Below are 24337 nucleotides of genomic sequence, written 5' to 3'. Positions count from 1 at the left end.
CTGAGGAGAGTCGATTATTGTGAACTTAGGAGGGCAAATATTATTAGATATAGTGGCAGCTTTAATAGAGTTGTATCCTAACATTGAAGTGGAACATACAAAAAATAAATTGTCTACTGTTCTATCAAAGTATTATATTCAAAAAGTTGAGTCAAGCGTGGTTCATCCGGATATTGAGGATACGATACATCTGTTTACATCAGCTAAACGATTTGAAGCACTAAGTTCTATTTCTCTAGACAACTATTTATTAGAGTTAAGTATGTTTGCTGATATCGTAAAAAAGAAGTCTGAGGACATTGCTACTGCTGATGTCCGATTGTTCCTAAGTCAAGATGGAGCCTTAAAAATGAGCACAATTAGAAAGAAGCTATCTGTTTTAAAGAGCTTTTTGTTGGTTAGCTTCTGAAGAATATATTAAACGTGATCCAACTACAAAATTAAAAGCTCCGAAAGGTGAATATCGCCTTCCTAAAGCATTATCAATCGAAGAGCTGGAAATGTTAAGAGAATCATGTGAAACAGATAGACAACGAGCTTTGCTTGGAATATAATATGCAACTGGCTGTCGTTTATCTGAAATTCATGGATTAAATAAAGTTTATATCAACCAACATAATATGAGCACATTAGTTATAGGTAAAGGAGATAAACAAAGGGAAGTCTATTTTTCAATTAGAGATATGTATCATTTATATAAATACTTAAAACAACGTGAAGATGACTGTACAGCCCTAATGATTACAGAGAGAAAACCTTATAGAATGTTATCTAGACGAGGTATTCAAAGAGAAATAGGAATAATAGCTAAGAAAGCGGGTCTCAAGACAAAGTTAGCCCTCATGTTTTTAACGCACGTTTGCAACCTTACATTAAATAATGGAGCTGAGCTCGTAGCTATTCAAGAGCTGTTAGGTCACAGTTCGCCAGATGACCACACTTAGGTATGCAAAGATAACTCACGAAAGAAAACGTGAGCAGCATAAAGGTACCTAATTCAATAAGGGTGATTGTCATTAGGCTTATAAAATTACACAGAGAAAGGGTGGTTTTAGAAGTAACCACTCTTTTTATATTTCCCTTTTAGAGGTGATTTTAAAGGTGTTTTTCAATAAATATCGAACAATTTATCTTAAGGTCCTTATAGTATATGAGTGCAATTAATATATTCTAAATTAACATTTATACTCATAGAAATTTTTAATCAATTAAAGGAGGAGGGGTTCAAATGATATATAAATTTTATAAGGATGAAAACGGATATGAGAAATGGCTACTTGATAACAAACCAGGTTATGTTTTTAATCATTTCGGTACTGCTGAAATGAATAAAATGCATCATGCTACTTGTTACACATTACATACGTCAAAACATCAAGGTTCAAGGACAAATTATGAAAAAATTTGTTCCTTAGATTATAAAGAGTTAGAACAAGAGGCTAACAGAGTTACAAGAAACGAATGGAGCAAATGTAAAGCCTGTTTTTAATCTATTGTTCCTTTTCAATAGCTAACGTTATATGAAGTAGGCGGAAGTCAATTTGTCTTACGCCTCTTTTTTTGTGTAACAACTACTGGGCAATAGACTCTTACTGCGCAATAAACAACCTCTGTTTTTAGAAGATTTTGTGATGAATTTCACTTAAACAAACGGGTAGAAGTTTATTAAGCTAATCTATAAGGGGCATAGAACCATAAAGGGTTTATGCCCTTATTAATTGAATAATTGATTGTGTATGACAAAAACCACAAAAGGCAACGTTCAATATGATTAATTAAATGCCAGCATAGTTCTTCCTAGGTATCTTGGTATTTTGTTGTGGTGGAAACCTTTGAATAATCTAATATAAGTTATATTATTCATTCTTTTATGTTCAAATCTATTTGTGAGGGTTAGGGTATAATTCATTAACTAGTAATACCAGAGCTTCATTCAATTCATATCGTGCAATTTTTCCTTTGTATTCTACACCACGGATGTTGTCAATAGCACTATCTTGGGTGTCGAATACGCGATTCTCTTGATTTGGTAATATAGATGTAAGGTGAAGATCATGTAGCCTATCAAAAAAATTAGGAAAGCCCTCTGCTGAAAGAAACTTGTTAAAAGACTCTCTCATATCTTTCCTCATGTAGGAGGCTTCATTTTCAGGGTGTGTAATTTCTCTTATGGCTTTTATCGCTTCGCCATTCAATCCCATATAAGAACACGCCTTCTCTAATGAAAAAGAAATCTCATCAGTTTCACCAGTGAGATAGCCAACATCTACACTTAAGAAATCTGCAATTAGAAGCATAGTATCGTATTTTGGAAAGCCAACTTCTCCATTTTTAATTTTGGCTCCTGTATTCAACCATCGGCTAACATCTTTTTGGCCATAACTAGTTCCATATTTATTGTTTAAGGCTTCAGCAAAGGATGTTTGAGTATATCTGCCTGCATACATACACTTTTTTAATCTAATTTTCCAGTACGTTGCCTTTTCTTTTAATAAGTCATCCATGTTATAAAGAACCTCCGTTCGTGATGAATTATATACCTTTCGTAAGTCTTGTGCAACCTGAAACTTCGCGCTATTATTATGTTAGATAACCCAAAGAAACAGCAGAAAAACGAGAATAGAAACTTTTTCTTGCAAAGGAACGTATTAACATAAAAGAGACTAAAGGAGGTAAATGCTTTATGAGGATGTCTGCCAGAATGATTGGAAAAAAACTAGGAATGACAGTTAAAGAAGTATATTTGCTTTTGAAAGACAAGGGCTTCCTCGATGGCGAAGAAGGCAATTGGTCCTTAACGGAACTAGGTAAGCAAGTTGGTGGCCAAGTGACGCAAAAAGATAATGGAGAGGGAGGGTTCTGTAGACGCACATGGTCAGTTTTATCGTGGGATGAAAATATAGTCAATAAATTGATAAAGAAATAATCCATTAGTAATTATAGTTCTATTTCCAACATGACAAACATCTCCATTGTTGGAACAGTAATTAAAGTAATTCTGGATTAAAGCAAATTGCAAGAAATACTATATCAAATAGCTAAGGGTGATGATTGAAATGGAAAATAACAAAAATGAAAAAGATTACGCAGAATATAATCATGTTAACAAAACGGTTAAATTGGGTGGTAAGCCAGCAATTATTATTTCAGTGTCTGCAGGTGTATCTATAGTAGGACTTGCTGGAGGAATTATATACACAATGGTTAAAAATCCTGAAGCAACAAAAGAAGTAGCAACTAAAGTATTAAAGAAATTAACAAAACATGCAGCATAAAAACATCATTGATAACCTTGGAAAAAAGCCACTAAACATTGTAGCGGCTTTTTTCATTAACTTCTTAAGGAGTTTATAATTATAAAGTTAAGATTTTAGAAATATTGGTATAGAAGCAACGAGAGAACAAAATTGACTTACCATTTGTGCTAACTGTGTGAAAGAATGTACTTAAACGGGTGCTTGTGTTTAACAAGAAGAATAACAACAGATTTAGTTGTTGCGCAGTACAACGATACTGTGCAATAAAAGCTGGTAGTCCACTTTCTGGCGCTATTACGGAAAGCTTAACAAAAGACTAATTCCTCGGTAAAAATAGGAGGATTAGGTTTCTTCAGTTCAATATCTCTAAAGTTTTTCTATTGGTAAATGCGTTGACAGCAAGTGGTAAATTCCATGGCAACTGATGGTAGAAAACATGGCAGACGTGGTACATTCATGTGGCTGTAATCAAAACCTATAAAGTTGCATGGATTCATATCATAGATGTCTCAGCAATTCCCAAAACCATCTATAGAAAAAGACTTATCCAGGATGTTGGCTTTTTAATTCTTCCAAACGTTTCTTTTCTATTGTAAATAACTTACCCATATCTTTTAATGCAGCCACATAAATTTTCTATATTTAGTTCCATTGGATTGCAATAATGTATTTTTTATAATAAAACCGAATCAGCAGCACCTTTAGGGGATGCTGCTGATTCGGTTTATTAAGTATGTTTAATAACTCGGCCAAGTAAAGTCCTTCTTATAATAGGTTTTCTTTAATTTGTACAAATCATATTCCCATTCACCGATGTCATAACTAAATTTAGTTGGGCCATTTTTTTGTCCTTTTCTTAAACGGACATTATAAGCGATGGTGTATGCCACTTTTTTTAATCCTAAGACAGGGACTGCCTTTTGGAGGATGGCCCACCGTGTTGAGCGAGTAAGACCGGTAATTTGATAACCCTGCTTTTTTAATTCACTGTATTCGTTTAGCAGTGGTTGTTCATGATGATCATGTTGAGCATTTTCATTAATTTCCGTACTTGGCCATTGGAAAGAATCATTCTTTTTCTCTTCGACCGTGTTTTTCGACTGAATCGGTATGATGTCCTTAGGACTATACTTCACGACTTTTAACTTTTCGGGATAGCTTCTTTTGTGAATTTCCTCTATCAGTTTAGAATCTACAAAAGCCTTCTCTTTCTTCTTTTTGTTCACTTTATATTCAGCCAGGTAGATAGACATTTCTGCATAACCGCCGCTTAAAAGGTTAACGCCCTCATCCTTATAAAAAGGAACCAAGACTCGTTTTTCTTGTAGCATTAAATCGCGCACTAATTCTCTGAGTTTTTCATTACCGACCATGATTAGCGGTTTTAAATAGGTCGGCAGCATGTAGGACGGTTTCATCACCTTAAATCTATCCACATGGGTACGCACTTTATCGATTATTTTCTGAGATTCTTTTTCATTAAAAAGACCACTCTGTCTTAAGCCGTGGCATAGATCGCCCAATTGTTCCTCATCCGCTTTTTGATTATTAATGGCGTCATATAGAAATGAATATAACTGAAAAACACTTTCCTTTTCATCCATCCATCGAATACAATCTTCGGATCTATCCAAGAGCTGCTGATCCAAGTCAAAGAGGTAGGCGTACCATAAGAAAAAGGCAAACTCCTCCTTCGTAAGGTTATAATCCAAAAATCCCCATTCTACTCTTATGATGTGGGAAAGTACATCCTCAAGTTCAGTTTCCATTTCAAATTTCATCAGAAGCTTTAAGAACGGAATAATAATTTTCGGTTCATTTGAATAAAGCGCACTATCCAATAAACCTGAATAATTTTCATTTAAAAATCCGGTTAAATAAATTTTATGCTGTGTGTTGAAAAGGTTATATAGAAGCTGGAAAAAACTTAATAAAATCTTATTAAGAAGTTCATTGTCCTTATCGCCTGACACGATAATATCATCATAAATTCGAGCAGCTAAATTTTTTATTCCTTCGTCATTTTGGAGCAACGGTTTAGGATTATGAGTCAGTAATTCAAGAATATAATGAATCTTTTCCAGGTCGTTTTCTTCGACACAATGGTTAAAAATCAAAAGCAAAAATAATGAATTTTCCATCGAAGAGGAAATAAATAGATTATCAATCATCTCAAAAGTAACCGGACTGCTTAATGGATTGGTTGATTCCAAAATTTGATTATCAGCCGACACAGTTGAATTCCTTCTATATAAACTGTCAAGTTGCTCTTGTAGATTATTTTTTTCGTCCATCAGAATCTTTATTTCATTTTGTAGCTTTCTATTTTCATTCTCAAGCTCGTTAATTTGTTTCTTATAAGGGGCTAAAAGCTGCTGCAGTTCATTTTCAAGATTTGAAATGATTTTGTTGATACTTGACATCTCTTCTAACTCCCTTCATTAGTTTTCTAAAATAATTATAATATGAAAATTGGTTATAAAAGGTGGAAAGTTTACCCTTTACCCACAAAATACCTGATAGAAATTATCTAGTCATATTAATCAAGATATAGTCAAAAATAACAGTATTAAAAAAAATGGAAGCATAATGGACATCACATATAGCATTTCGTTTTTGTGTTCAGCGAAATCAAATAAGGATGGCTGTTTGTAAAATTTTTTGGATTTATGGCTCTGTTAATATTAATTGTTGATTTTCGGTTTGGTATGAGAATTAATAAGCGAAGAATTTTCGGCTAATGTATGTAGAGGAAGCTTAAGACGCAGATATAAGCGTAAATCTTCGATTAACTGCTCTAAATAAGACAAAATCCAAAGAATTTGATTAGATAAGAGGAAAAACTTCCCTTATTTTTAAGGAAATATCGGTATTTCCCAATTTAAGCGAATTTTCTCCGTTTATTTTTCAAGCACAGTGAAATCAGCATTCAGTGATAACACCTAATTTATAAAAAAGTGAATGGGAGGGGAAACAGTGGGCAGGGAGGCTTGGAAAAAGGTTTTGGGTTCCATCCCGGATGGAGAATTAGTTGATTTAATTGATATTTGGAAGATCCAAGTAAAGGGTTTCCGACAAATAACTAAAGATAACATTCAAACAGTCAGGTCTATGGCCATTTTAGAAGCTTTAAAACCGAAAAACCTAAATATGATCAAACATTTTTATGATACATTCCATCACAAAGAAAATCCTGATGGCAAAGATATTAACCTTCGCGAGGAATCGGTAGAAAGCCTTAAACAGCTCTACGAGGAGTGTTCTGTAGACCTCCATATTATTTTGGGTGTCCTTTATTCTAGTGAAGAAAAGCTACACCATCTGAAAGCAAGGAAATTAGAGGATAGCTTACTCGAAGAGCATGGAGCAAACTCAATTTCTGAGCTAAATGTTACCAATAAAAATGCATCTAGTGAGCAGGTCCAGCTTACCTTAGAACCCGATGAGGAATTGGAGTGGGAAAAGAAAAAGAGAAAGTCAGAGGAGAAAAATGAAAAGCTTCAAAAAACCATCGATAAATGGGAGAAACAGTATACGGAATTAAAAAACAAGTATAAAGAAGAGAAACAGCAATGGGCCAAGGAAAGAGCACAGCTCCAACAAGATTTGGGCAGGGAAAAATCGAATGTATCGGGTGCAAATGAAAAACTTGCGTTAGCCGAAGCAGAAACAGGACGTTTAAAAGAAACAATCCAAACGTTAAAAGCGGAGATATCGCATTTAAATGCGTTATTACTTAGCTCTAATACAAGGATGGATGTGGAGTCAGCAAAAGATCAAGGGGCAAAAAAACCTTCCCACATTGCCTTAGTCGGCGACCCTAGAAATAAATTAACGGAAGAATCTGAGGACCCTATTTTTCATGTGTTCGGACCAAAAGACATAAATGAGGCATTGGAAAAAAACGTCTTTCAAGATTTTGATGAAGTTTGGATTATGTGTTATCTAGTTCCGCCGCAGATGAAAAAGAAAATAAAAAAAATACATAACCAAAAAATTGTTGAATTTATGGATTTTCCATCGATGAAGAGTTACATCAAAAAGGGGAGATAAAAATGAGCACAAAAATCTGGGATAGTGATTTAGTTGGAGTTTTAGATGAGCCCGATCAGTTTGACCTGCCCTATAGAGATACCATATTTATCAATAAAAACAATAGTCTTCAATTTACAGTCCGGATTATTTCGCAGCCGTCAGAAAGCTTTCCTAACGTTAAAACGGTAACATGTTTTTACTCTGATCTTGAAAGATGGGGGTTTGAAGACGATTTTCTGGAATCCGAAGAAAATAGAAAGAATAGTCTGCGTGAATGGTTAAGGGATCGCTTATTCGTTTTTAAAGTAGAAAGGCGGATCAGATATAACCATGAAGAGGTATATAATGCCTTGAATGTCCGTGTCATGCCAAAGCTGCCAAGCTTCCATGAAGGATTACGGTTAATCCCTGCACCGATATTTAGTAAAGAAGTTCATGGTATGAAAAATATGGATGAGTTTATACTCCGACTCTCTAATAAAAAATTTGTTGGACGAATCGATAACATCTCCCATGAGAGTGATGACACACCATCCTTTGTGGTTTGGCGTGAGGTTGACGAAGAGGAAGAAGAACAATTATCTATCTTTGGAGAATTTCTAAGGCACCAGTACGCGCATGGTGGTTTCAGTTTCGATGTTAGTGACGAACTTAAAATGATCTCCTTTCAGGATAAATGGTTGGAGGAGTGTTATTTCAGCGATGCGATCGGGAATCTCGTTTTTATACCGATTGAAACGTATCAGGATATTACCAATGCTATTGAAAACGCAACGCCTATTCCACCCGTTACAGAAAGCGAATTGGAAGTAAAATCACCTGCTGCAACGGCAGTAAATACAACACCTAATGTACTAACAGCAAAAGAGGAACAAAAAGCAGTCCAAACACCGCAACCGGATTTGGAATCGGATATTTCTGAAGGAGTGAACGCTGCCGCGACTGTTCCGATGACAGATCAAAAAGAACTAGATTTTTTAAAATTGCTATATACCAATACACAGGATGCGGGCTTGGTGTATCAGAGAGAGGATCTCATAAACTTTCATACGTCGATGAAATCTTCATCATTAGTCATCCTTTCCGGTATGAGCGGAACGGGGAAAAGCAAACTGGTGGAGGTTTACAGTCACTCACTTGGACTTAAGGGAGAACAATTCACGGTTATTCCTGTCAGCCCCTCATGGACATCCGATTCCGACCTAATCGGTTACGCAGATACCATGCACATGGTTTACCGGCCTGGAGACTCAGGACTTATCAACGCATTACGAAAAGCAGAGGATGAACCCAACAAAATATTTGTTATTTGCTTCGATGAGATGAATTTGGCACGAGTGGAACATTACTTCTCACAATTTTTATCGATTCTCGAGATGGACCCGGGGAAAAGAGTGTTAAGGCTTTATAACGATGACTTGGAAAGCCGGCTCTATAATTCCGCCCAATATCCGCCGACAATCGTGATCAGAGATAACGTGTTTTTCGTAGGAACCGTGAATATGGATGAATCCACTTATCATTTCTCAGATAAGGTACTGGATAGAGCCAATGTGATCACTTTAACGGTGATGCCTTTTGAAAATATGAAAGAGATGCCTGAAAAGAAAAAGGGATTAACAGCACGCAGTGAGGAATTAGATTTTGAAACGTATAAATCATTTATGCGTGAAAATCGGACCGTAACACTTTCAGAACAGGAGCTAGCGCTTCTCTGGGACGTTCATAATGTTATGCAATCGGCGAATAGACAGGTAGGAGTAGGACCGCGTATCGTCAAACAAATGGACGTGTTCCTTGAGAATCTTCCGTCACAGGAATATGTGAATCGTGAAAGAGCATTTGATTTTCAGTTTGTCCAGCGTGTTTTAACCAAGGTAAGGGGATCTGAGGACCAATTGAATGACTTAATTGGAAAATATGAAAGGGATTCTGGAGAAGTCGTCACTGGCAAGTTAATGGATATCTTTAACGAATACCCAATGGTCTCCGATTTCAAAATGAGCAGAGAGGTAATCAAACAAAAAGCGAAAGAGCTGAGGTTTAATGGTTACACCATGTAGGACGGATGATTTTACGGTTTCATTCATTCATGTTTATGGAAATGGTTCACATGAAGAAAAAATTTTATCCTGCTTTGTTGAAAACCTTGAAGACTGGGATGAAAAGGTACATGGCTACCTGGAAATACGGGAATTTGTTGAATTAGAATTGAGTTTTAAGTGTGAACACGATGATGCGAGATTGTATATGGATGGATTAGAGGTCCTTACTGGGGAAGCCCTGCCGAGAGACGAAATAACAGGGGAACCTTACATCGAGGCTGGCCAAAAGGTTACTTTATATAAGAGTCCCGGTTATTATCCTTATATCCCAGGAATTTATTGTGTCAAGGTAGTCTTTTCGAATAAAACCTATCTTTCACTGGTCAAGGTGATTACGAACCGTTTAACAGATGAGCAGCTTAATGTTATGCGTTTAGAAGTGGAAAGCTTCCTAAAAGGGCTTGCACATGACGTCGTCCGCAAGCAGAACGCCTTTTATCATATGGATGAAGATATACTTGATCCGACATTGCTTCAACAATTCAGGGTATTGGACCATCATTTTGCGGAAATATCAGCCATTCTGGCGGATTTATCCCAAAGGGTAAGATTCTCGCTAATAAAGGAATATCAGCTTCAGCATGTTGACCGCCCGGCGCAGGTAGATGATGTATCCATTAGATACAGATTAAGGCATCCCGAATCAACGAATTACGTGAAATCACCAAAGAAACGGGTGAACTATAATCTGCCAGAAAACCGTATCCTTAAAGCAATTATTGAAAAATGGCTGCGGTTGCTAAGGAATTTCATTGAAGCAGTAGATCGTAATCTTGAACGGTTAACAAGGGGAAACACAAAAGCTTTTTCCTCCTATATTCCATATGAAAAAAGAGTTCAATATGTAGAAGAATTAAGAGGGTATCGGGACCGAGCAGCACAAATGAAAGGCGCCTTCACCATTTTAAAGACAAGCAGATGGTATCAGGAACTTTCCGACGGAAGGGTACAAATGATTCCAACCATGATGTACGTGGATGTGCGATATCGCTTTATCTTGCAAATGGACAGGATGTTGTTTTCCGAGGAAACGGACATCACACTGCATCCAGACTGGAGATATCATTGGAAAAGAACAGACCATCTATATGAAATTTGGTGTTATCTTAAAGTCCTGCAAACTTTGGAGTCAAGCCGTTACGGATTTACATACTCTTCTGGTTGGCTTTTTGATCATAGAGATTTTGGTGGAGCCAATTTTTTTGTGATTCCTACTATTCCGAAAGGCACGACCGTCGAGTTGACAAAAGACGATTTGCGGCTATCGGTTATATATGATGCGATCATCCCATCCAACCAAGCCGATACGAATCAGCTGGATAGGCCAATTTACACAACGGCAGAAAATAATAACCCCGACATTCGGATCGATGTTTACATCCAAGATATTTTCGTCGGGACGATTTTATTGGAATCCAAATACCGGAACAAGAATGCCATATTGGGAAGCGAAGTAATGCGCCAATTAACAAGCTATGCCGACAATGTTCGCTCACCCTTTATCTTTAATAAAAAAAGACGTTGGGAAAAATTCCGCCCCGTTCATCAGGTTCTCGTCCTCTACCCAGAAAAATGGGGCGACACAGATGTGGAAGCGAAAGAGGGGAGAAGTATCAGTTTAATCCCGCTTACACCTGCAACGGACTTGGACGTTTTTAACCAAACCATTGAAAGCCTCATAGAGGACTTGATTTTGGAGGCAGAGGATGAAGGGATTGTTACTGAGACGGTATTGTTAAAACAGTAGGTTTGGCGTGCTTTTATAATAAAGGCTAACAAAAATTCGAGTAATAGTTTAACTAAAACGGACATAGCAAATTAGGTTTACCATTTTTGGTAGGCCTAATTTTTTGGGCAATGTTATACTTTAAAATGAAAATTGGCCTAATACAGCTTTGTTTATAAAGAGATATACTAACAAATTATTAGTCAAAAAGGAAGGGTTTTAATGAAACTGGAAATAGACTTACAAAAATTTAAATTACAAGCGTTTCTTGAGGAATCAGAGAAAAACGGTGAAGGAATCATGACTCCCACCGTACAAGTGATTGAAAATCTAGATGACTGCTGGTCAGATGAAATTGATGTGTACGACTTTGAATATTACATGGAAAATCTCGTAGATGTACAAAATTATTTGTATGTAAATTTTTCGCAACCAGGTTTGGAAAGAGAAATTGAGTGTATAGATGGTGAAACTTATTATCTAATCGATATTGACGATTATGAGATAGAAGTGGAAGACGAGGATAGTGGTGTACCGGAGGACGTAAAGCCGGTAAAGGATTTATACCTAAATGAAACTTGTTCACTTGGTTACTTATTGAAAGTTGATAACGGTACCCTTATTGTCCAATCTGCAATTTATTATTTGCACGGGAAACATTTTATTGGTCCTGGTGGATTTGGTTCCACCACGGAGATTGAAGTCGAAGAAGATGTAGAGATATTTGAACAGCCGATGATTGAATATATAAAGAAGTATATGAAGAAATAAATTTTTGCAAAAAAGTCAGCTTTTTAAAATAAAGTTGACAACTGACAACTTTGAATTCATGGAGTACAAGGGTCACTCCCCTGGGACGTTAAAAGTTTAGTGTGCTGGGGGGCTGATTTTTCATACAGCCGGTACCTTCATTGATTTCATTAATAATTGAGAACTTATCTGCACCCATTTATTCACTCAAAAAATGATTGATAGAACCGGGAGGAATAGAAATGGAAGCGAAAATCCAAGCATATTTTGAAAAAGTGAACATGCCGACTCATAAAAATCTGGAAGAGTTTGACTCTTATTTATACGAGAATCATCCTAAAAGAACAGTTGATCGAATCCTCAGAATGATGGAAAATCGTATGGATGAAGGGGGCAATATTTACGCAAATATTTATCGTAGAAAAAATGAATATCTTAGATTGAGTTTAGATGTATCCAGTTATTCTACCGATCAGTATCGAAAGTTTTTTGAATGGGTGATGACGTTTCAGGAATTGAATCCAAAGCGTATCCTTGATATTGGCTGTGACAATGGGTTTGCATCCTGTTTTTATGCAACATTATTTCCAGATTCAGAAGTTGTAGCGATAGATGTAAATGATAAAGCGCTGGACTGCGCGAAAGAGTTAGCGACACAATTGGAGCTGCAAAATATTGAGTTTCGACAGTTGGATTTTACCGAAGCAGCAAATCATTTTTCGGCAAAAACGTTTGACCTGATTGTATCCCTTTCATCCATACATGAAATTGCCAAACCGTCCCTACTGCCGCGGTCCTGGAGTATCGAAGATGGTGTAAAACTGGCAACAGAAAGCGGCAAAGAGGTAGTAACCTTTACACAGCTGGAATCACTGTTAGTTGATAATGGGATGATTTTATCGATGGAACGGCTGCCAAATGTCGATTATATTGCGGCAAGAGCGGTCGATCTTGAACGGTCCGGCCTATATGTTGACTGGGAAAAGTCAAAAAAGATTACCTACGATGAGTCAGGAGAACCACAGACAATGCCTGCTTTCTATATTTCTAAACAACGGACAGATAGGGGAATAGTGGAGGGGGCTTTGAATCTGTACCTAAACAGGGCTTTGCTATCAACCTCCTTTGGAACCCATCTGTTAGATGTAGAGGCTGAGGTACAGTTTGATGAAATAGACAATAAGGAATTCGTAACTGGAATGCAAATTATGTTTTTAAACGGATCAGGAACCCTAAGACTAGAGGTTTGGAAGTTAGGAGCAAGGTTGCTTGCTTACCGTTATAGTAATGTGGGATACAGGGACTTGAAGATTGTCCCTAAAGGGTCGCTTTCAACTATTAAGAAAGAATTCAAAAAGATGGCGGAAGAGTATGAAGCATTTGCAGAAGTTGCGTTTTATAAAAACATTGAGGAACGGGATCAGTTGGAAGTGATTTAACGGAACAGGTTTACTTGATAAATTTCTAATTTGGGAAAAGAGAGTAATTCTCAGATTTTTGGCTAGAAGTAAATAAAGTAAAACATAGAATTTATTGATCATTTACTATGAGACACTAAGCGTATTCAAAGCAATAAAACCCACATATAGGCTGGGTTTTATTGCTTTAATATTCTTAAAGATATTCCGCTGTTCCTATTCGATTGGATCGAAGCCCATTCCATCAAATAAGTGGTACCCTTCTGCACGAATCTCCGACAATGTCTTGTTCTTTTCTTTTACAACCGCATAATCATATCCATTGACCTTACCGCTTGGTGCAAATTGTTTCGCCCATGCATTTAAAGAAATAATTTTTCCATTAAATTCGACATTATTACCACTTTGAATCTTTCCGAGGGACTCGCTCTCCTTGTTTTTGAAGAAAATCTCATCGCCTTCCGACACAAGCCCCACTTCCAGCATGTGGGTGAGTTTTGGAAAACTTTTTCGCGTCCAGCTCGATTGTCTTCGGGCTGTAGGCCGCTTGTTTTCGTTCGTCAATATTTCTGAGAAATAATCGTCATCAGATCCAAGCGGAAGCAGCTTCTTGATTTCTAGGAGGTACTCATCACCATTGTCCCCTTCAATCAATTGAGGTGCAATTTCAAAGCATGAAATATCGAGTCCTTTTGTTAATAACCAAGCGGAGGCGGATAAGACACTTGGGTCAAAACTCGATGCGACTAATATGATACGTTGATCGGCATTAAAGTTATCAAATGCCTCGTGATCATTTAAAAACCCAACAATGTTCTCAATGCCAATTTCAACGGCCTCTTCTTCCTTGACGTTTTCATGGTGAACTAAATAATCGGCATACACTTTTTCCACAATTTCTTGGACACTGGTGATTTTGGCAAAAGAGGCGGCATAGCGAATGGCTTGGGATTCGAAGTTATCTCTTCGAGTCCTCATATCATCTTCATCCCGTTTGATTTCAATCACGACCACGTTTCCATTACTGTCTATTCCGACCAAGTCCGTCCGCTTATTCGCATTGTTGCGAACTTGTTTACCGATAATCTTGAGTTCGTAATCTTCTTCTTGGGTTAATACTTCAATATTTTCCTGAAGAAACTCCTCTAAGGCGCTTTCAACAAGTCCCAGACTCTTATATGTAATTTTTGATATCTCGTGAGTGTTTTTCTTCAGTTTCTTTTTGTTGGGCGTACTTCCGTCAACTTGAACCTTGACCAACATCATAACTCCTCCAATTTCCATTCATCTATATATTATACCTCTTTTCAATTTACAAAAGTCATCAGCGGGGCCCGAATCTTAATATAGGGTTCTTTGGGATTCAAACTGATCGTTTCAGTTTGACAGTTTACTATAACGTTACTCAATAAGAATGTTATGATGCCGATTGAACATTTGTTTTTGTTTACGGAACCTTAAGAAAGCATGAAAGAAATATTTGCTTGTGCTGGGGGACTGACACCATTTTTAGACCATTGATAGGATATATAATGAGCCATGCTCGTCTTAACATGACCCCTACATGAATCTAGTCTGCATCATGGGTGGAACCATCCCGAACTAAGCAATATCAGAGAATAACACATAGATTACTTCAGAGAATACAACAGAGAAAAATATATATTCTTCCCGCAAATACGAAACTGCAAATAAAACCCGCTTGTCCGCAAGTAAAAACATCCTATCTACAAATATAAAAAACTCAAAAAAAAATTATTAAACTACCCTGTCCTTTTTAAGCCCTAATCGATATATAGAAGGTGAAGTGGTTGAGCCGATGCATCGGTCAGCCCTTCAAGCACGACGAACCAGTCCATTGGCGATTGAAAAGGAGGAGGGGAATAGGGTGAGTAAATTATTGATCAACGAAAACCCGGTGATGATTATCCCATCACTGGCAGTCAAAATTGGCTTGAACGAAGCCGTCATCCTGCAGCAAATCCATTATTGGGTTCATGGTAGCAGACATGTCATTGAAGGCCGGAAGTGGATATTCAACACGTATAAAGATTGGCAGCGACAGCTTCCGTTCTGGTCTGAAAGCACCATTAAACGTACGATTCACTCGCTGGAAAAACAAGGATTGCTGCTATCCGGGAACTGGAATCGGTCGAAAATGGATAAGACCAAGTGGTATACCATCGATTACCAAAGGTTGGAGGAACTGACAGAAGGGGAGCCAATGACTCCTTCAGAGGAACCTCAACCGGCAGAGGATGAGACCACCGAAACAGAAACAGATCCAAACCACATGCAGGTCGACTTATATGAGTTGTTGGATGACAACATAGACGAATACGTACAACAACAGCAAGCAACACTAACACCAGCAGCAGAGAAAATACCGGTTGCCGAAGTCATTCACTACCTGAATGAAAAAACAAATGCAGCCTACAAGCCAAGCAGTCCGAAAACAAAGGAACTGATTCGAGCAAGGGCAAGAGAAGGGTTCACCCTGGAGGATTTTAAAGCAGTGATCGACTTAAAAGCGGCAGAATGGCTGGAGGACCCGGTCATGTGCAAATATCTCCGGCCGGAAACATTATTTGGGTCGAAATTTGAGGCCTATCGCAACCAAAAGTCATGGAAAAAAGAGTTAGCCGAGGAGGATTTTGATCTAGATGATTAAGCGGGAAACGTTTGCCCTAATGAAAATGATTTCGGTGTTTTATGAACAGTTTAATTTTGATCAAGAGAAAGTAAACCTTTGGCACGATGCGCTAAAAGACCTTACGTTTGTGGACGTGGAGGAGAATCTGTTAAAACATGTGCGGCAATCGCCGTTTCCGCCGAAAGTGTCGGAGCTTTACATAAAGTCCAGTGTTCCAGGGATTGTTCCGAATCCCGATGAAACTAAGGTCATCCTTACCCGTCATTATGTGCCTGCAAATAGCGATGTCATGCAAAAAGAACTGGCCAATATCAGAAAGCTATTGGGCATCTAAAGGGAGTAGCAGGATGAGACCATTTGAACCTTATAATCAAGAAGCGGAAGAAGCATTTGTCGGGTCCTTTTTCCTCGATAGTGAGTTGGTCAAAGAATGTAATCTACTTCCGGAGCAACTTTACATTCCGGAGCTTAGGCTCCTTTATACAGGCATTCGCAGCCTAGTTGAAAAGGGAAGGCTGTAGATTTGGTGACCATTTTCGATGAAATCGGGATCGAGCAGATTCGAAACGCGGGCGGTATGAGCTACATTGCCCAATTGACAGGCAGTGTGCCAAGTATTGCCAATTTCCATACCTATGAAAAACTGGTCAAGGAGTACGACAAAAAACGAAAGCTGATCGCAGCTGGCGAAAAAATAATGTACCAGGCAGCCAGTGAGGATAGTGATACAACAGTAAGGGATGGAATCCATGAGCTGATGAGTATTGAAGAAGGTCAGACGGACGATGATACGGGCGAGATTACCTCATCATTGGTGGAGCTATTTGTAGAGTGCGAGCAGGATCAGAGCGAACTCGTAGGAATCTCCTCCGGCTTTCATGATTTGGACAGGCTGACAGGAGGATTTCAAGCCTCCGACCTGATGATAATCAGGGCACGGCCAAGTATGGGAAAGACGGCCTTCGCGCTAAGTTTGGCACTTCAAGCGGCAGAAGAGGACGTGAGCTTGATATTTTCACTGGAAATGTCCAAGAAGCAGCTGATCAAGCGAATGACCGGATGCACAGGTCGAATCGACAGCATCAAAATGCGGAATCCCCAACAGTCGTTTGGGGACAAGGATTGGGAACAATTCGCCAATGGAATCGGAAAGCTGTCACACCTGCAGCTGCATATCTTTGACCGGGCTGGAATGGATGTGGCTTATATTAGGTCGAAGGTCCGCAAAGCGCGCAGAGCCTACGGGGAGCAAAGACGGATGCTCGTGGTGATTGACTATTTGCAGCTCCTGAAGGGCGATCGAAAAAACTATCAAAACCGCCAGGCAGAAATCAGTGAAATCAGCCGTGCCCTCAAGACCATGGCGAGGGAACTGAATGTCACCGTCATCGCCCTATCGCAGCTAAGCCGGGGAGTCGAAACCAGACATGACAAACACCCGATTCTCTCAGACCTCCGCGAAAGCGGGCAAATTGAACAGGATGCCGACCTGATCGCGTTTTTGTACCGCGACGATTATTATTCGAGTGAATCGTCGAAGAAAAACAGGATGGAAATCATCCTGGCAAAACACCGCAATGGACCCACCGGGACCATTGAGCTTGGGTTTAACAAGCAATATGGGGCGTTCGTTAATCTCTAAGCATAAGTAGTAGCCTCAAATAGTGTCCGGAAATTCTTAAAAAAAGGCTGTTTTCGTAAACTTTGTTGTTATGCAAGAAAAGTAGTGGTTTATATCAGCTCCACTCTGCGAAAAAGCTGGATTATGGGTTCGGCCCCTTGGAAGAGTAAAAAATAAGCGGAGGATTTTCCGTTATTCAATGAAAAGCTCCCGATTTTAGCGGTTTAATATCAAATAAGGGAAATTCCTCCTTCTATTTCCGCTAATTTACATCCATTTTGCTAAATAAGGGGAATTTCTCCCTCTATTTTTTAGAATGAGCCATATGAGCTTCAGAAAGCAATAATGTTTTAGAAAAGAGCTTTAAAAAATAATGAAAAGGGAAGTGTTATGTATGGGAAATCGTAGAGGAATTAATATTAAAATTTGGGAAGATCCGTTTTTTTCGAAACAGATGAGTGTAGAAGATAGATTCTTTTATCTTTATCTGCTAACGAATAGTCATGCGACTGGTATTGGAATCTATCAAATTGCAAGAAAACTTATGGCTCTAGAACTGGGTGTTTCGATTGAACGTGTTCAAGCATTAATAGACCGATTCGCTTTGGAATACAAGATGATCCGGTTTAATCCTAAAACTAGCGAAATTGCGATTAAGGATTGGGGGAAATGGACGCTTCTAGAAGGAGTGAAACGTGACAGGATTCCTGAGTTTAGAAGGGTAATGGATCACTCACTGATTCCATATGTTTCAGCATCGATTACGAACCCGAAAATACGCAGCATATATGATTCGTTTTGTAAGGAAGGGTAAGTAATCTCGTGACCGGATGGAAATGATGGCATGCAACAGTATACGAGGGTGCGAGATTAGGGGGGACAGGTTATGCGAAAACAACTAGCCGGCACGGCCTTCCTGACAGCAGCTGCCCTGTTCATGGTAAACCTTCCAGAGACGGAACAGAATTATCCGAGTGTCAACCATCAGCAGAAGAAAGGGGACAGTCAATCAGGAGTGGGATTGTTGCCAGATGGCAAAGTCCCTGTTACCTTACTGGAAACAATCGATGGCGATACCATCAAAGTAAGATTAATGGGAAAAATTGAAACGGTCCGCTATTTGTTAATCGACTCAGCCGAAATCGAAAAAGCCGGGCATGTGTGTTCAGCCCTATGCCAAGGAAGCGTTTGAACGGAATAACGAGCTGGTCAAGAACGGCTCACTTACATTGGAAGTGGAGCCGGGAAATAGAAGAGATGGATACGGGAGGTTGCTGGCCTATGTCTATTTCGATGGGAAGTCGGTTCAGAAAACGCTGTTAAAAGAAGGATTGGCACGCGTGGGCTATATTATGGATCCACCCTATAAATATCTGAATCTAAATAAAGACAATGAGAATCTGGCAAGAAGCATCCAAATAAACATATGGAGTCGGAGTGGGTTTGTGACGAAATGGGGGTTTGAGGGGTGTGAATAGTATCTGGGGGGAATGACATATACAGCATGTAATTTGGTAATGCTAAAAGGGTTTTTTAAATACGGAACTTTGTAGGAACTTGGTTAAGCTTTTTAACCAAGTTTTTTTAGTTGCAAAACAAATGTTCCGTGACAATATGTTGTCATAAACATGTGTTACAATAAATGCAAGTTTAGGTAATAAGCTGGCAAAACGGAGGCGTAATCTGTGGAACGCTTAATTCGATTATTGACAATTATTAATAAAATTCAAGCCTCTCCAGGGATAAAGGCTAGGGAATTGGCCGAAATCTGCGAAACTTCCGAGAGAAATATATATCGGGACTTAGAGGTGCTAAGTGCAGCGAATATTCCTCTAACCAACGAAGGCCATAGTAAAGGTTATAGGTTTATTGGAAATTTTAAACAGTATCCTTTGAATTGGGATGAGGAAGAACTAAAAGCATTTACATTACTCCCCGCTTTACTAAGTGAAAAGTACAAGACCAAGGCTTTTATATCCGCCTATGAAAAAGTAATGGCTACTCATATTGCTGAACAAGTAGAAAGAAAAACATTACTTTCAGATATATCAAGGGTAATTCAGAGTGGGAAGAAGCCATCTACAACATCAACAGAAAACGACCTGTTACCTCTATTTAGTGATGCCGTCTTGTCATCTCGTACAATTGAGGCAACCTACCATACTCAGAGCAGAAATAAAACGACAACGAGGAAGATTGATCCATACTTTTTAACGCCGCGAAAGGACCGATTGTACATTATTGGGTACGACCATAAGAGTAATGAAATTCGCACATTCCGTCTAAGTAGGTTCCATAATGTTAAGGTATTGAATCAAAAGTTTACAAAAGACGATATAAACTTGGAAAAGTATTTGCAGAACACATGGTCAATTCTCCGTGGAGAAAAACTGATTCGGTTTAAGGTGAAGTTTAGTAAAGATGTTGCTCGTTATGTTAAGGAAGAAGAATTTAATGTAACACCAAAATTAACTGACCTCCACGATGGAAGCCTGCTATTTGAGGTTACCGTAAATGACGAACGTGAGATCATAAAATGGATTATGCAATTTGGTCCGGATGCAGAGATTATCGAACCAAGAGAAGTTCGGACTGAGATGATAGAAAAGTCACTAAGATGGACAAATATCTATAAATAATACATATGGAGGAATTTACTATGGAAGGACCCTACAAGCTGCTTTTTCTTTTAATATCGGGATTAAAAAAATGGGAAGAAAATAAAGAAACAGTCCCCGAAAAAGTACACCAAGGGCAGCGGTTATTTATCAGAGAGTGTGCCAAAACAGGAGTGGAGCCGCCAATCGTCCTGCCTAACTTTATAAGGTTGTTGGAGCGGCCATCAGGTAAATGGGGAATCCCCAACATGCAAAATTTATTTCCCCCAGATGCAAGTCTGCTGGATAAAGAGATAGGGGTCACCATCGAAGCAGAAGATTTTCTTGAAGACTTCCAATCTCCCGATGAATATGAACAATCGGTTATGAAACGAATCCTTCTCTATTGTCGGGATTTGACCTTAGATAACAAATATCGTGAAATCAGGACTTTTTTATCAAATCCAAAACATGCAGTTATACCCTTTTATAAAATATATGAGCTTAAAAGTAAGTTAAATGATGTGGAACTGGCCAATTTATTCCACGCTTGTTATGAGGAAATGGAAAACGCGGACCAACACAGGCGATGTCCACATTGCGGCTGGACCTTGGAGTGGAAAAATGGTCACTGGCGTTGCAACAAAGAAAGTATCTGCCATTCCTTGAAGGATTTTAAGGATTTGGAACATTTTCCACAAACGGACCAGAAACTCTTTAGGCTAACTCCAGGAATTCAAAAATACATTTTGTTGCCAGGTATGTCTGAGATGTGGCTAGCAGAAAAATTAAGAAAAAAAGGGCTATTGGTTACCTTATATCCAAATGTTGACCAATATGACATTCTAGCAGAGGCTAATGACAAAAGGATACTCATGGACGTCAAGGATTATCGAAGCCCTTTTCAACTGGCTCAATATATTAATAGGAATGTTTATAAATTAGAAGATGAGTTATGGTACGTTATCCCCGATTACCGGGTAAAACTCTTTCCAGGCTATATAGAAACCGTTAAATCGCTCCTAAAAAATAATGAGAACACACTTTTTAAAGTAGTATCAGAAAAACAAGCCATCAAAGAGGCTGAATGGAGGCTAAAATGAGGAAAACGGCTCATGAGTTAACAGCTCCAATAAAAAAACGATTAAAAAAGATACAAGACATAGAAGATTGGACGGACACGATTATCAATGTCGAACTAATGGCAGTAGGATGCCATCTCATAGACAAAAATCTAAAATTGGAAGAAGCATGGTCAATATTTACTGGTTACGATGAACCGGTTGTGCCATTAGGAGCCGATAAAAGTATACTCTCCCGTTTAAGAATCATCTTTTCGCAATTTACTGGGCAATCCCACTGGGAAAGGGAATTGGAGGACTATTTTGAACTTCCATCAATTTACAGATTAATAGAAAGAACGGATGAGGGTGTAATATCTTTTTTGACCCCAAGATTCGATCCAAACCGTAAAGAAGACTATGAAAATATTTTAAGACACCCGGTGGCTAGGAAAACTATTGATCTCGACTTTGCTAAAGCGGGAAAATTTTCTTATACAAGATTAAAGGATAATATTCAACAAAAGTTTCAAGGTGAAATTCCAAGCCAATGGGTATTTACGAATACTCATTTGCCGCATTATCGTGAAAAAAATCTATTGCCTTTGATCTATCTTTTGATTGGATGCAAGTCGCAAAGGAAATGGATAACATTATAGGTAATGGGAAAATGGAGTGGCAGAACAAGGTAGCTCCACTGAAATTGGAATCCAGAAGCAAACAATCCAATTTTGTTTACGAAGGGGTCCAACACATAGGCGGAGGACTCGCTGCAGGAAAGTCGACATTTAGAACAATGAACACTTATTGGCTTGTAAAAACCAAAAAGGCTAAAGTTGGCCTTCTTGAGGGTAACGTCGCCCAAGTTTTGGAACGAGTGAGCGATTTAAGCAAATTGGGATTGAAAGTAGTTTCATTAGTCGGGCGTGGGAATCGAAGGTTACACCTAGAAAACTATTTATTAAGCAACCCCATTAATTCTTTAAATGAAATTACTGCCCACGAATCGCTTTCTCATTTATCCGATATTTGTACCATTCAAGCATTAGCAGGAGATTTAAATAATGATGGTTCTAAGCATTATCCATGTAAATCGCTCAAACAAAAGGATGAAAGAAGCCCTAAAAAATGTCCGCTAACCTCTTACTGTGGAGTATACAAGGAATGGGGCCAACTTATGGATGCGGATGTTTGGGTGACTACTCCTGGCGCAGTATTAAATAGCAGGCTGCCTGCTTCAATTGACCCATTAGAAAGATTACTATATGAGGCAATGTATGATTTACTGGATGTCATTTTTGTTGATGAAGCTGATCAAGTTCAGAAACAGTTTGATGAAGCTTTTCTCGAAGAGCATTCCGCATTTGGAAACCCAAAACATCTGGTTGAAAAATTATACGGTCAGCTAAATGATACTTTACAAGGGAACTATGAACTCGCAGATAATGATCTGCTTACGCAATGGCGAAAAAATCTGGACCATCTGCATGAATCTGTTTGGAGCCTTTATGCTGAAATCAAGAAGTCTACCAATCTACGAGAATCATTAATGAATAAGGTAATCTACTTGAATTATTTAATTTTTGAAATTAGTCAGAAGCTTTCCGATGATGAGAAACAACAGGAAGAAATAGCAGAGGAAATGAGAGAGTTTGTACGGAATTCCAACTATTCTAGTATTGTAAATTTGGACGACCGACTGCATGGACTGATTAATCTGTCATCGCAACGGGATAAACGGTTATTAATCAATAATTGGATTACAAAGCTGGGAGGCAGTATTCCGGAAAAAAACAAAGCAGCTCAAATCTATAGCAAGATAGAATTCTTTGTCTACCTTGCTCATATTGAACGGGCAATGAAATGGATCCTACAGTTTTACCCAGTGGTTCAACACTATCTAAATAGTAATGTAGAAATTCCATTATTAACACAAATAAAGGATTTTCGACCTTTCATGAAAGAGGCGATGACAGGGGTCATGCTTGGTTACCGCTATGAAACAAAGGATGGAATTGAGACAGGAGAATTTAAAATCATTCAATACTTGGCAGTTGGGCGACAATTATTAAACGAGTGGCCCTATCTCTATGAAGCAGCGGATGGGAAGAAAGGTCCTACGGTCATCCTCCTTTCGGGAACAAGTTATGCACCAAAATCACTTCACTACCATATCGAGGTGGAACCGCAATGGTTTATTCAATCTTCACGAAAACCATCAAGGTTGACCCAAGATTTTATAGAAATTAGGGATCCTGAAAACGGAGAGAAGTTAATACCGGTATCAGGAGTTCAGCAACAAGGGAGAAGGCATAGCAATTTGCAAGTGATTATCAAAGAAATTGTTTCAAAAATTCGAGCTGAACTCCATTATTGGAAGGAAATAGAGGAAGAGAGGAAGGTCCTATTAGTCGTCAATTCCTATGATGATGTAGAAATAGTGGGGGCTGCTTTGGAACAGTTTCCAGAATGGAAAGGAAGATACCGGCTATTATCACAAAAAGATAAGAAAAATGAAATTTGGTTTCCGCGGTCTAGGGTGGAGCAATTTGCATTAGAGAATGCCGATATTTTAGTTGCCCCTATGCTCGCAATCAGCCGCGGGTATAACATAATGGATAAATATGGAAATGGTGCTTTATTTGGCTCAGCATTTTTCTTAATTAGACCATATCCGGTTCCCAATGATCTTAGTTATTTTGTGCAAATCCTGCACGGGAACTTGCCTCTCTACTTTGAAGAGATTGCAAATAATAACCTAACCTATGCGGAGGCAATGCGGAAAATAAGGAAAAAAAGTAGGGGGAAGTTTGAGGACATGTACCGTAAGCCTGATTATTGGTCAATCCTTACCAACCAAGAAAGAACAGTTCTCGCCTGGTTTACCTTTATCCCAACTTGGCAGCTAATTGGCCGACTGCTTCGTGGCGGCAAGGATGCTCACGTGTTTTATTGTGATGCTAAATACATGGAAAAACCAAATGGAAAACCTTCATTGCTGGAGTACTGGGAGAAAATTATGTCAGAAAGTGAAAATGATCCGTTATTTGCAAGTCTGTACGGTCCGTTTTCCAGAAGCATAGGAACTATTAACAAAGTGGGTGTTTTTTAGAC

At 38.5% G+C, this 24337-nt stretch carries 22 protein-coding genes and 1 pseudogene; 20 read left to right on the top strand and 3 right to left on the bottom strand.

Annotated features, from left to right (window positions below):
• Nucleotides 1–19: 19 nt before the first annotated feature.
• From QNN06_RS18065 to QNN06_RS18055, 3 genes are all read left to right on the top strand, one after another.
• Nucleotides 20–409 (top strand): site-specific integrase, encoded by a 390-nt coding sequence (locus QNN06_RS18065; RefSeq protein WP_284035653.1) that lies wholly within the window; start codon nt 20–22, stop codon nt 407–409.
• Between the two features lie 172 nt (nt 410–581).
• Entirely contained in the window at nt 582–944 is a 363-nt protein-coding gene (locus tag QNN06_RS18060) for a tyrosine-type recombinase/integrase (protein WP_349654945.1), read from the top strand.
• Nucleotides 945–1228: 284 nt separating this feature from the next.
• On the top strand, nt 1229–1489 hold the full coding sequence (locus tag QNN06_RS18055; RefSeq protein WP_149870114.1) for a hypothetical protein: 261 nt from the start codon (nt 1229–1231) through the stop codon (nt 1487–1489).
• Nucleotides 1490–1880: 391 nt separating this feature from the next.
• On the opposite strand, the gene QNN06_RS18050 is transcribed toward QNN06_RS18055, so the two are convergent.
• The gene (locus QNN06_RS18050) at nt 1881–2504 is read right to left on the bottom strand and encodes a hypothetical protein (RefSeq protein WP_284035652.1); all 624 of its coding nucleotides are present in this window, start codon (nt 2502–2504) and stop codon (nt 1881–1883) included.
• A 197-nt stretch (nt 2505–2701) separates the two neighbouring features.
• On the opposite strand from QNN06_RS18050, the gene QNN06_RS18045 reads away from it, so the two are divergent.
• Nucleotides 2702–2926: a hypothetical protein gene (locus QNN06_RS18045; protein WP_284035651.1), complete on the top strand. Its 225-nt coding sequence runs from the start codon at nt 2702–2704 to the stop codon at nt 2924–2926.
• Nucleotides 2927–3056: 130 nt separating this feature from the next.
• Nucleotides 3057–3275 (top strand): hypothetical protein, encoded by a 219-nt coding sequence (locus QNN06_RS18040; protein WP_284035650.1) that lies wholly within the window; start codon nt 3057–3059, stop codon nt 3273–3275.
• Nucleotides 3276–3994: 719 nt separating this feature from the next.
• Here QNN06_RS18040 and QNN06_RS18035 read toward each other — a convergent pair.
• The gene (locus tag QNN06_RS18035; protein WP_284035649.1) at nt 3995–5680 is read right to left on the bottom strand and encodes a coiled-coil domain-containing protein; all 1686 of its coding nucleotides are present in this window, start codon (nt 5678–5680) and stop codon (nt 3995–3997) included.
• A 553-nt stretch (nt 5681–6233) separates the two neighbouring features.
• Here QNN06_RS18035 and QNN06_RS18030 point away from each other — a divergent pair.
• The 5 genes from QNN06_RS18030 (at nt 6234) to QNN06_RS18010 (ending at nt 13312) form a co-directional block, all read left to right on the top strand.
• Entirely contained in the window at nt 6234–7310 is a 1077-nt protein-coding gene (locus QNN06_RS18030; RefSeq protein WP_284035648.1) for a hypothetical protein, read from the top strand.
• Between the two features lie 2 nt (nt 7311–7312).
• The gene (locus QNN06_RS18025) at nt 7313–9355 is read left to right on the top strand and encodes an McrB family protein (RefSeq protein ID WP_284035647.1); all 2043 of its coding nucleotides are present in this window, start codon (nt 7313–7315) and stop codon (nt 9353–9355) included.
• On the top strand, nt 9339–11144 hold the full coding sequence (locus tag QNN06_RS18020) for a DUF2357 domain-containing protein (RefSeq protein ID WP_284035646.1): 1806 nt from the start codon (nt 9339–9341) through the stop codon (nt 11142–11144). Before QNN06_RS18025 ends, QNN06_RS18020 begins: the two co-directional genes overlap by 17 nt.
• Before the next feature lie 201 nt (nt 11145–11345).
• Nucleotides 11346–11894, top strand: coding sequence for a hypothetical protein (locus QNN06_RS18015; RefSeq protein ID WP_284035645.1), 549 nt, complete (start codon nt 11346–11348; stop codon nt 11892–11894).
• A 221-nt stretch (nt 11895–12115) separates the two neighbouring features.
• Nucleotides 12116–13312: a methyltransferase domain-containing protein gene (locus tag QNN06_RS18010; RefSeq protein WP_284035644.1), complete on the top strand. Its 1197-nt coding sequence runs from the start codon at nt 12116–12118 to the stop codon at nt 13310–13312.
• A 195-nt stretch (nt 13313–13507) separates the two neighbouring features.
• Here QNN06_RS18010 and QNN06_RS18005 read toward each other — a convergent pair whose 3' ends face one another.
• On the bottom strand, nt 13508–14554 hold the full coding sequence (locus QNN06_RS18005) for a hypothetical protein (protein ID WP_284035643.1): 1047 nt from the start codon (nt 14552–14554) through the stop codon (nt 13508–13510).
• A gap of 625 nt (nt 14555–15179) precedes the next feature.
• Here QNN06_RS18005 and QNN06_RS18000 point away from each other — a divergent pair.
• The 10 genes and pseudogenes from QNN06_RS18000 to QNN06_RS17950 all read left to right on the top strand — a co-directional run bounded on the left by QNN06_RS18000 (nt 15180) and on the right by QNN06_RS17950 (nt 24335).
• On the top strand, nt 15180–15962 hold the full coding sequence (locus QNN06_RS18000) for a conserved phage C-terminal domain-containing protein (RefSeq protein ID WP_284035642.1): 783 nt from the start codon (nt 15180–15182) through the stop codon (nt 15960–15962).
• Nucleotides 15955–16278 (top strand): replicative helicase loader/inhibitor, encoded by a 324-nt coding sequence (locus QNN06_RS17995; protein WP_284035641.1) that lies wholly within the window; start codon nt 15955–15957, stop codon nt 16276–16278. The genes QNN06_RS18000 and QNN06_RS17995 overlap by 8 nt, the downstream gene beginning before the upstream one ends.
• Nucleotides 16181–17586, top strand: a pseudogene (dnaB, locus tag QNN06_RS17985) (replicative DNA helicase). The gene QNN06_RS17995 and the pseudogene dnaB overlap by 98 nt, the downstream one beginning before the upstream one ends.
• 373 nt (nt 17587–17959) lie before the next feature.
• Nucleotides 17960–18379: a hypothetical protein gene (locus QNN06_RS17980; protein WP_284035639.1), complete on the top strand. Its 420-nt coding sequence runs from the start codon at nt 17960–17962 to the stop codon at nt 18377–18379.
• A gap of 72 nt (nt 18380–18451) precedes the next feature.
• The gene (locus tag QNN06_RS17975) at nt 18452–18757 is read left to right on the top strand and encodes a hypothetical protein (RefSeq protein WP_284035638.1); all 306 of its coding nucleotides are present in this window, start codon (nt 18452–18454) and stop codon (nt 18755–18757) included.
• The gene (locus tag QNN06_RS17970) at nt 18723–19043 is read left to right on the top strand and encodes a thermonuclease family protein (protein WP_284035637.1); all 321 of its coding nucleotides are present in this window, start codon (nt 18723–18725) and stop codon (nt 19041–19043) included. The genes QNN06_RS17975 and QNN06_RS17970 overlap by 35 nt, the downstream gene beginning before the upstream one ends.
• A gap of 207 nt (nt 19044–19250) precedes the next feature.
• Entirely contained in the window at nt 19251–20204 is a 954-nt protein-coding gene (locus tag QNN06_RS17965) for a helix-turn-helix transcriptional regulator (RefSeq protein WP_284035636.1), read from the top strand.
• 20 nt (nt 20205–20224) lie between these two features.
• Nucleotides 20225–21265, top strand: coding sequence for a restriction endonuclease-related protein (locus QNN06_RS17960; protein WP_284035635.1), 1041 nt, complete (start codon nt 20225–20227; stop codon nt 21263–21265).
• On the top strand, nt 21250–21882 hold the full coding sequence (locus QNN06_RS17955) for a pPIWI_RE_Z domain-containing protein (RefSeq protein ID WP_284035634.1): 633 nt from the start codon (nt 21250–21252) through the stop codon (nt 21880–21882). Before QNN06_RS17960 ends, QNN06_RS17955 begins: the two co-directional genes overlap by 16 nt.
• The gene (locus tag QNN06_RS17950; protein ID WP_284035633.1) at nt 21867–24335 is read left to right on the top strand and encodes a hypothetical protein; all 2469 of its coding nucleotides are present in this window, start codon (nt 21867–21869) and stop codon (nt 24333–24335) included. The genes QNN06_RS17955 and QNN06_RS17950 overlap by 16 nt, the downstream gene beginning before the upstream one ends.
• The last annotated feature ends 2 nt before the right edge of the window (nt 24336–24337 follow it).

Source organism: Neobacillus sp. 114 (assembly GCF_030127045.1).
GTDB classification, from domain to species: Bacteria; Bacillota; Bacilli; order Bacillales; family Cytobacillaceae; genus Neobacillus; species Neobacillus rhizophilus.
This window is presented reverse-complemented; position numbering and strand designations above follow the sequence as displayed.